Here is a 9,152-nt window from a genome sequence, read left to right on the forward strand (position 1 = left end):
GTGACCGTGCGGTGATGATGCTGCCACCGCGGACCGGTGCCGGGGATGGTCAGGCCCAGCTTCCGGTAGAAGGCGACAGTTGCCTCCATGTCCGAGACGACCAGGTTGAACTGATCCGGTACGGGTCCTTGCATGCTTACCCTCCTGAGCTCATCGACGTGGCCGTCCGCCGCCAAGCCAGGCGCACGTGAGGCCGATCGCAGCCACGGAGGACGACACCGCCCGCCGGCCGCAAACCCGGGGATCGACCGCGGGCCCTCATCACCCGTGATCGCTACGTCTTGTGCACGGCGTCGGGCGACCCGGGAGAAGCCGTCAGCGTGTGTCAAACCGCCCTTCGCTTACAAGTCTGGGCGTTGCCGATGCGGCGCCGTACCGGTGTGAAAAATGGCGGTGGTGCCGCCCGTGACTCCGTTCGTTCCTTCGCGGATGAGGCCGGTTACAAGCCGTAAGGTCGCGAACACCCGGCTGAGCTGAGACAGGTCTGCCAATCTCGGCCGGCACTCCCACGGCGCCGCCACCCGCCTCTGTCAGCGGCGGAGGATGTCGCGAAGGTGCTGCACGGACCATCGCCGGTCGAACAGCGTGGGGTCGTTCCCGTCCTCGGTGCGAAGGTGCTCGATCAAGGTCACATAGTCGTCGAGGTCGAGCGTCCTGATCAGGGTGAGCAAGTCGGCCGCCTCGCCAGTGACGGGGGCGATCGGTGCGACGAGCCGGTCGTAGAGTTCCACGACCTGGCGAACCATCGCCAGGTGGCGCGCCCCGGGCGTGACGGAGGGAAAATTCGTCGCGGCGAAGTCCTCGGTGAAGACAATCGGCTCGACCGCCAAGGCCTGTGGCCCGTAGCGCTGGGCGAGATGGATGAGCAGCTCGACGTCGAAGGTCTCGTTGAACGACGTCATCTGCCGGATGACCGGGCCGAGCGCGGCCCCGTCCAAGGCCTTGAAGCCGGCCTGGGTGTCGAGCACATGGGCCAGCGCCGGGATGAGCGAGGATCGCACGAAATGACGGAACAGGACGATGATCTTGTCAGGCTTGTCGCCGGTGCTGTGCGGCTCGGTGACCGGCCCGTCGGCCCGGACCAGCACCGCCCCGTCGATGCCGTAACGCTGGCCGAGCGCGCCGACTATCTTGTCACCGGCCACCACCGGGGCCGCCAGCGAGCCCAGCTGGGCCAGGTTCGCGGACAGATCTGCGTCGGTATAGCAGACCACATGATGATGATCGGCGCCGTTCGCCTGCGCTGGACCCGTCCCGACTGCGGCGGCCAGCCCGGCCAGGATCGACCCGCCCTTGCGGGACTGCTCGGTCGAGGTCAGCCGGTCGAATGCAGGGTTGATCGGGACGTCACCCTCGATCACCTCGGCCAGCCTGAGCACCGTCACGCCGCGGTGCCCTTCCCTCGGGTAGCCCTCGTCCGCCGCGATGTCTGTCATGAGGTCGGCACTCGAGGGCCGGTCCGGGCATCCGTCATCGCAGGCGATGATGCTCCACGTGACGCTGGGCAGGCCGTCGGTCAGCCAATCGAGCTGACGGACCTTGGTCCGCACGAAGTCCTCCCCATGCGGGTGCGCTGCACGGGGGACCATCCGGCCCGTCTCACCGTACATGGCCCACACCACGGTCAGGTGGATCGGCCCGATGAGCTTGCTCAGCCGCTCCCGCGCGCGAACCGCGGCAATCGCTTCGGCCGCTACCGCCTGGCCATGGCCGGCCGCGACGCTTTCCGCAGTCGCGCGGCCTTGGACCAAAGCGGAGGCCACGTCGAGCACCGCTTGGTTCTGCTCGGAGTCCGTGAGGTCACGCGCGGGTCCCAACGCCTTTTCCATAGGCACATAATGCCAGGGCGCCGGTATCTCCTAATTCCCTCGACCCGAACGCTCATGGCTTTGGCGACCTGCTCACCCGGATGCGGGCCTGCCGCGGCGCCGAGGTGGGCTAGCCAGCCGTCCCAGGCGTCCCGGGCGTCCCGGGCGTCCCGACGCCCATCTCGATCAGCGGCGATGCGGCCGGGTTGAGCCAGCGCAGGACCTGGAGCAGCTCGCCCGCCGGCAAGGTCACACAGCCCGCTGTCGGCATGCCGATGTTCACGTGCAGGAAGATCGCGCTGCCGAGTCCTGGCGTGCGGGCCGTGTTGTACCCGATGACGGCGCCGTAGTCGTAGGCGGACACGTCCATCGGCTCGGGGTCGGCGCCCGGGTCGGCGTAGCGGTCATCCACCCACTCGTTGTACAGCGGGCTGGCGGGGTCATCGTCCCAGACGTCGTACGGCTGCACCCTCCGGTACGGGAAACGTACCCCTGGGTCGGGGTCGACCCCGAAGAAGAACCCGAAGCCGAACGTCCCGGAAGGGGTGCGGCCGTCGCCTTCCCGCTTGGCGCCGGGCGGGGCCATCCCGTTACGTCCGATCCACGCGGTCCACGGCCCGAAGACCCGGCGCCACTGCCCGTCTACCCGCTGGTAGGCGGTGAATTCCGCCTGCGTCGCCCCGTACGACGCCGCGATCACCGTGACAAGCTGGCCGCTGGCCCGCCTGGCGGCCAGCGCCGCCGGGTGCGCCGGGTGCGCCGGGTCCGCCGACGGCGCAGCGGGGGACGTGACGGCGATCGCGCCCGGCGTCCGGATCACATGCCGCGGTGCTAACTGGGCATGGGCGGCCCCATGGGCGGCCCCGGCCGCCGCGCACCCGCAGCTGCCGAGGACAGCGGCGGCCAGGACCGCGCCCGCTAGTGAGCCGGTCCCCGGTTGCGGGGTCAGCGTGCGGTCGCCTGCTCCGGCCCTGCGCTGTCCCGGCTGCCCCGGGCACATCGGGCACACCGGGTGCCCCGGGCGCCCGGGCCGCGCCGCGGTTTCCCCCGCCGCCGCGCCCCGCGTGTACCCCTGCGCCACCCGCGTCACGCACCCGGCGGGATGCCTGAACTAACTGCCCAGGGGATGACGCATGACACTTGACTCAGGCATCTGCGCGCGGCGATCGCGGCTGCCCGGCACGGGCACCCGCGGATGAACCGGATCCCTGCCCGGCCGTGACCCCCCGCCGTCCCCTGCTGCCCCTTGCCCCTGGTGTGCCCGCCCGGGGGATGCGCTTCATGATCACGGGCCGGAGGTGGCCGCGGGCGGTCCCGTTTGACCCATGATCATGTTCCATGGGCGGTTTCCGGGAGGTGGTTCACCGCTGGACGGGGAAATATCCGCTATGTGCCCGCCGCTGGCGCGGTTGACCCGTGACCTGCCCTGCGCCGCAAAGGGCCAGCGGCCACGGCCGGCACCTTCTGCGACCGAAGACGGCTCACGTGGTGACCGCAGAACTCACGGCCGGCTCACTAGGCCCGTCCGGACTCGCACTCCTTCCCACCTCCGCCGCGCGGTGCCCGCCCGGGCACGGTCGCGCACCGACAGTCGCGCACCGACAACGGTACTGCGGGAGATCGCCATTGGCAGGTGCGGGTGAGGCCAGTGTGGCACAAGTGTTTACAAAACGAAGATGGCGGCGACATAGACCACATCGGTTAAGAACGCAACGGGGGAGACGACCGCAATGACCCAGACGACCACGCCGGACCGGACCGTGCTGACCGACAAGGTACTCTCGCAAGCCGTCTTCACGGCGACCATCGACGCCCCGATCGCCGCGATCGACATCGCCGACTGGCTGCGCACCCTGCCCGACAAGGAGTACCAGCGCTGCGCGCCGCCCGACCACAAGTCGGCAGGCTATACCACGACCGACGACGGCCGGCCGATGTCCATCAACGTCGAGATGATCGGCACCGGGCTGGTCGTACAGCATTACGTGTACGAGACCGCCGACAAGGACCACTGCCACATGGTGTCGATCTCCGACGTGCTCACGCCTGACGGGTGGACCAGCTGCCAGGTCATCTGGGACCTGAAGGCCGACCCGATCGACGGCACGACCAGCAAGTACACCAACACGGTCACCAGTCACCCGACCGCCGAGTTCATGGACTTCATCGCCAGTCACGGGCTGACCTTCGCAGCGGCCGCCGCCGCCCGTCAGGCCGCATCCAGTGATCACTGCCGCCGCGAGACGCCGCTTTACGCCGCGAGCATCGGCCGGCACGCGAATATGAAATAGGTAGTCTCGGCCGGCGGCGGCGGGTCGGGGTCACGCTGTCTCCGGATTATCTCCGCGGCGGCCACCGGTGACCGCGCGTTCGATGCGTCCCAGCCGCTCAGTGATGCCGGCTATCTCCGGCGGAGGTTCTCCCCGCGCTGCGCGCTCCAGGATTGAGCGCACATAGCTGGTGTAGCGGACGTGCCTGGCCTTGGCCTGGAGCTTGAGCTGGCTGATCACGTCAGTGGGCAGGCGTAGGGAGGTGGTGGCCATCGGCTGCGGTTCGACCCACTCGCCGTATTCCATCTCAGTGCTGGTGTCGTGCGAGGTGCAGTAGCTGGCTAGCTGCTCAAGCTCTGCGGCGGCCCGGGGAAGCTGCTCGTTGCGCTTAGTCATGGTTATCGTGCCTTCCTGCGGAAGGTCTTCTTCTCGGCATCGGTCATATCGCGAGCGGTGACGAGATCATGCGCGGGCGACCCGCAGCATGGTTGCGGTGGTCTATGGGCCTCGGCAACTGAGATGAAGGAACCGCCGGTGCAGCCCTCATTCCGCACCGCGCTCGGTCAGCTGCCACCGGCAGCCCGGCGTTTCCCCTGAAACCGTGAAGACTTCTCTTTCGGTGATCACGGCCGGGGTGGGCTGTCCTTCTTGTGCCTGCGTTCGGTCAGGGCAGTCTGGGACCTGTAATACTCACCGCATTGGGACCAGGGCAAGGCATCGGGGGCGAGGACACTGTGATCGATCCGGGTTCGGAGACGTCCGGGTTCAGGACTTGGTCGGGGGCCTACCAGTTCACCGCGCGCCGGCTGGTCGCCGCGCGGACAATCCAGGACGTACGCCGTGCCGTCGCCGCGGGCGGCCGCGTTCGCGCGCTCGGGACCCGGCACTCATTCAACGACCTCGCCGACAACGGGGCCACCCTCGTGACCGTGACAGGCATCGCGCCCGATCCCGTTCTGGATGAGTCCTCGCGGACGGTGACGGTCGGAGCCGGGACCACGTACGGGGCGATCGCCGCGTGGCTGCAGGAGCGGGGCTGGGCCCTGGGCAACCTGGCCTCGCTGCCGCACGTCTCCATCGCCGGCGCGATCGCCACCGGCACTCACGGGTCGGGGAGCGGCAACCGCGTCCTGTCGGCGGCGGTCGCCGGGCTGGATTATGTGGACGCTGACAGCGAACTCCGGCACGCCGGACGCCCCGACCCGGATTTCGACGGGATGCCGGTCGGGCTTGGGGCGTTCGGCATCGTCGTGCGCGTCACGTTGGACGTCGAGCCGGCCTACCTGGTCAGGCAGGATGTGTACGCCGGCCTGTCCTGGGATCGCGTGCTCGCCGACCTGGACGGCATTATGTCGGTCGGCTACAGCGTGAGCCTGTTCACCGACTGGAGCGGGGAATCGGTTCAGGCGTGGGTCAAGCGCCGGGTCGCTGGACCGGACGACGCCGTGCCCGCAGAACTCTTCGGGGCACACCGGGATCCAGGGCCGGCGCGGCTCGCCGATTCCCCTGTTGACAATCTCACGGTGCACGGCGCGGCCGGCCCCTGGTCGCAGCGGCTCCCGCATTTCCGCGCCGATGTCAGGCCGAGCAACGGGGACGAGATCCAGTCGGAGTACTTCGTGGCCAGGCGTCACGGGCCGGCGTGCCTGGCCGCCGTCCGGCGGCTGGCTTCCCTGGTGACGCCGCTGTTGCTCGTAACCGAGATCCGCGCGACCGCCGCGGACGGCCTGTGGCTGAGCGGATCGTACGATCGCGAGACACTGGCCATCCACTTCACCTGGCGCAACCGCCCCGGCCCAGTCGATGGCGCGGTGCGGGAAGTCGAGGCGGCACTGGCGCCGTTTGCGACCCGGCCGCACTGGGGCAAGGTCTCGCACATCGAAGCCGAAAAGCTCGAACCGCTGTACCCCCGCCTTCGCGACGCGCGGGCCTTGTTCGAACGGCTCGACCCGCAAGGGCGGTTCAGCAACAGCCGCCTGGAAAGACTCGGGGTCCGCGCGATCCGCTGACCGTGCCCGAGAACAGCAAGCGTTTCCGTCAACCCCGTTGCCAGGAGGGTGTCGCGAAACCCTCCGGTGCGGGTCAGGGGATCTCACGGCCGACCGGCGCGAGGGCGTACCCCAAGATTCCGTGATGGTTACCCCAGTCAAGCAAGGCGGAGCGGTCCCCTGCCCAACCATCTATTAACTCGCGAGGGCAGCCGGACCAGGCCTTGAATTAACAATCCTCCCTGCCGCCTCGAGGTTGGGCGTGCCCTGCTCAAGAACATCACAGGTTGTCCATAGGCGGCTCCTGCCATTCCTTCTAGCGAGTTGTGGCAGATATCCACATCTTCGCCAATCTTGCTCGTCCAGGTGCCGTCCTCTAGCTGCCTCGCAGCGTGCCTGGGCCTGCCGTTGGGCCAGGCAAAGATGGCCGCCTTCTCGATGCCATCCTCAAGATCGCCGGTGGCACACGGCTCATATCCTTCGGTGGCCAACGCTTGGGCAAACGCTTCAAGGGTTACTGTGTACGGAACCCCCTCCGGCCAGTAATAGGGGCCACGGCGCTCGCCTTGCACGCCCGGCCACCAGAAGCGATGCGTGTCGCCCACGGCCCATGCGATGCAATTATAGTCAAAATCAATTTCACTTGTGATCCTGAAACCTTGCTCGCTTACTTTGGGAAAATGTCCGGCTACCTCTGCGTCATCCATCTATGAGTCCGTGGCTGCGCCCCCAGGCTAGCCACGCCTCCACGGCTCCGCCTACGGTGGTCTGGGCTTCCGTAACGTCCTCGCCGGTAATCGCCGTGAGCGCCCAGAACCAATGATGATGAGACTGCGTGAGGTCTTTCAGGATGAAGGGCAGTGCTTGCGGCCCGAGCCCTATGATCCGCTGATAAGCCGGATGGAAGACGATTCGCTCGACATCCGATTCGATTGAGGTTTCCCTAAGCCACTGAGCTGAGAGAGCGTTGAATATTTGCTCAACTCCATGATCGGATGGTTGCGGAGATGGAGGTGACGTAGGTCGGACAGTAATCAGGGTTTCGCTGAAAGTGAAGGTCTGAGGTGCTAGCGTTGAGTCGATTGATACTTCGTCTGTGTCTCCGCCTTGCTGCCAGTGCCACGCTCGCGGAGCTTCCGTGATTGTCATCGTCACGGCAATCAACTCTCCCCGCGAAGGCTATCGGGTGCTTCGACGGACATCACGTTCGTCGATCGAGCCGCATACACTGGATTGCCTTCCGCATCCTGGGCACCCGGAACACGATATACGGCAGCCAAAACCAGTCTCAGCCGCAAAGTGGCCCCGTCTGCAAGACGGTACTCGTTCCAGGACTCCTGGACAGGCTCGAAACCGACTTCGTCTACTTCGATCTCGCCGCTGCCTGGCATGTTAATTCGTGGCACCGTCACCCCTTCTGTCAGTCTCGGTCTCTGGGCAGAGACGCTTGCCGCGGGCAGGTCGGACAGTCTCATGGGACCTTGCGATGCTTACGACGCCACAGCCACCATTCGGCATCAAAGGCATCGGGTCCGACCCGCACTATAAGAGTCCACTCTGCGCGACTGTCGCCCCGTCCGGTCTCGAAGCGGCGGGCGATCCGCCGTACGGCTGAACACAGCCTCTGCCAAGGGTGTTGCCGACTCTGCCTGCACCGCTACCGCCTGCCCCTTACCCCACCAAGGGAACGTCTGTCAACCAGCCTTGCGGCGTGTCGTACTCAACAACGTAACACGAGAAACTAGACAGGTTGTCGTGCTGAGAGGGACATGCTAACCGCGTCAACGCAAACGAGGATGGCTGATCTTGGTCTACCCACGGGGACCTCGTAGACGATCCACGGCGCGCGGCGTGATCGCCGCTCCCTGTCGAGCGCTTCGAGCGTGTCGAGCAGGTCTTCCAGTTCGTACCGGCTGATGACGGTCTCGCCGACGTCCACGGGCATGACGGCCTGCCACCAGCCACGGCCACGGCCACGGGTGATCCTCACGCCGGGGTGGGCAGCCCCGCACGCCGCGCCGGGGCACCTGGTCCACGTACTCGGGATCGCCTGCGACCATCATGCCCGACACGCTACTCATTCAAGATGCTCTTGTATAGCTCTATCGGAGCTTTATGATAGCTACTGGAGTCATCTGTGCAGGTCGGGGGTAGCTATCGTGCTGACCGTGAGCGAGATCGAGGCGGCCGGCGGGCGTGACGCGGATCTTGCCTACATGCGCGTGGCCAGCGACATCGCCGCGCGGATCGGCTCAGGCGAGGTGAAGCCGGGCGCGCGGCTGCGCAGCGAGCGGGACCTTGCCGAGCACTACGAGGTCTCCTACGGGACCGTGCGCCGCGCGATGGAAGTGCTCCGCGAGCGCGGCCTGATCACCACGATTCACGGGCGCGGCACGTTCGTCTCAGAAACACGCCAGTCAATGCAGCCATGAAGCACAACGCCGGGCGCGTGTCAGTGACCGCGCCCGGCGTGGCGTGCCGCGTCCGCGACGTGACCGGTGGGACAATCACTCCGCAGCGGCAACTGCGAGTTCTACACGTACAGCCCGTCAACGGGCATGACGGCCGGCGTTCACACGCTGGACTGCTGCGGCGGCCTTCGCACGCTCCGCTCCGCCGCCGACGCGGTAGCAAGACAACAACCTGGAGAACCTGGACAACCTACCCCCCCTGCTGATTCGCCGTAGGCGAGGTCGGCGGCCTGGCTGATCCGGAACGGCGTTGACCGCTGAGGTTCCTCGCTGGCGCTCGGGTGGCAGGCGTGCCCATGGCGACTGCGATGCAGTCGGCAATGAAGGCAATGAAGGGGATCACCGTCCCGGCATTTGTATCGCGGACCCCTCCTAGGCAACCGGCGCGGGCAGGGACTGCTCGGTCCAGATGACCTTCCCTGTCGTCACATTCCTGGTCCCCCAGCGGTCACAGAGCGCGGCGATCAGCTGCAGGCCGCGGCCGCCCTCGTCGGTCCAGGACGCCCGCCGGGGGCGCGGCGTGGTCAGGCTGCCGTCGAACACCTCGCAGACAAGGCTGCGGCTGCGCAGCAGCCGCAGCCGGTACGGACCCCGCGCATGCCGGACCACGTTCGC

Annotated in this window: 9 protein-coding genes; 3 read left to right on the forward strand and 6 right to left on the reverse strand. The window is 67.1% G+C overall.

The window, feature by feature from the left end:
- Positions 1 to 530: 530 nt before the first annotated feature.
- Positions 531 to 1,829, reverse strand: a complete 1,299-nt coding sequence (locus Q1N79_RS07440) for a hypothetical protein (RefSeq protein ID WP_300605911.1) — start codon at positions 1,827 to 1,829, stop codon at positions 531 to 533.
- A gap of 109 nt (positions 1,830 to 1,938) precedes the next feature.
- The gene (locus Q1N79_RS07445) at positions 1,939 to 2,889 is read right to left on the reverse strand and encodes a L,D-transpeptidase family protein (protein ID WP_300605913.1); all 951 of its coding nucleotides are present in this window, start codon (positions 2,887 to 2,889) and stop codon (positions 1,939 to 1,941) included.
- A gap of 649 nt (positions 2,890 to 3,538) precedes the next feature.
- Between Q1N79_RS07445 and Q1N79_RS07450 the strand changes: the two genes are divergently transcribed.
- Positions 3,539 to 4,099 carry a hypothetical protein gene (locus Q1N79_RS07450; RefSeq protein ID WP_300605915.1) on the forward strand — a complete coding sequence of 187 codons (561 nt, stop codon included), beginning with the start codon at positions 3,539 to 3,541 and terminating at the stop codon, positions 4,097 to 4,099.
- Positions 4,100 to 4,129: 30 nt separating this feature from the next.
- Here Q1N79_RS07450 and Q1N79_RS07455 read toward each other — a convergent pair whose 3' ends face one another.
- Positions 4,130 to 4,474, reverse strand: coding sequence for a CopG family antitoxin (locus Q1N79_RS07455; RefSeq protein ID WP_300605917.1), 345 nt, complete (start codon positions 4,472 to 4,474; stop codon positions 4,130 to 4,132).
- A 338-nt stretch (positions 4,475 to 4,812) separates the two neighbouring features.
- Between Q1N79_RS07455 and Q1N79_RS07460 the strand changes: the two genes are divergently transcribed.
- Complete coding sequence (locus Q1N79_RS07460; protein WP_300605919.1) at positions 4,813 to 6,087, forward strand: FAD-binding protein; 1,275 nt, start codon at positions 4,813 to 4,815, stop codon at positions 6,085 to 6,087.
- 137 nt (positions 6,088 to 6,224) lie between these two features.
- On the opposite strand, the gene Q1N79_RS07465 is transcribed toward Q1N79_RS07460, so the two are convergent.
- A complete protein-coding gene (locus tag Q1N79_RS07465; RefSeq protein WP_300605920.1) occupies positions 6,225 to 6,773 on the reverse strand; it encodes a hypothetical protein in 549 nt (182 codons plus the stop codon).
- Between the two features lie 1,034 nt (positions 6,774 to 7,807).
- Positions 7,808 to 8,056: a hypothetical protein gene (locus tag Q1N79_RS07470; RefSeq protein ID WP_300605922.1), complete on the reverse strand. Its 249-nt coding sequence runs from the start codon at positions 8,054 to 8,056 to the stop codon at positions 7,808 to 7,810.
- A gap of 178 nt (positions 8,057 to 8,234) precedes the next feature.
- Between Q1N79_RS07470 and Q1N79_RS07475 the strand changes: the two genes are divergently transcribed.
- Entirely contained in the window at positions 8,235 to 8,498 is a 264-nt protein-coding gene (locus Q1N79_RS07475; protein ID WP_300605924.1) for a winged helix-turn-helix domain-containing protein, read from the forward strand.
- A 411-nt stretch (positions 8,499 to 8,909) separates the two neighbouring features.
- Here Q1N79_RS07475 and Q1N79_RS07480 read toward each other — a convergent pair.
- Positions 8,910 to 9,152 (reverse strand): ATP-binding protein (locus Q1N79_RS07480; protein WP_300605926.1); only part of this gene is annotated, 243 nt, incomplete at its 5' end.

Origin of the sequence: Trebonia sp., assembly GCF_030042015.1 — a bacterium.
Classification (GTDB): domain Bacteria; phylum Actinomycetota; class Actinomycetes; order Streptosporangiales; family Streptosporangiaceae; genus Trebonia.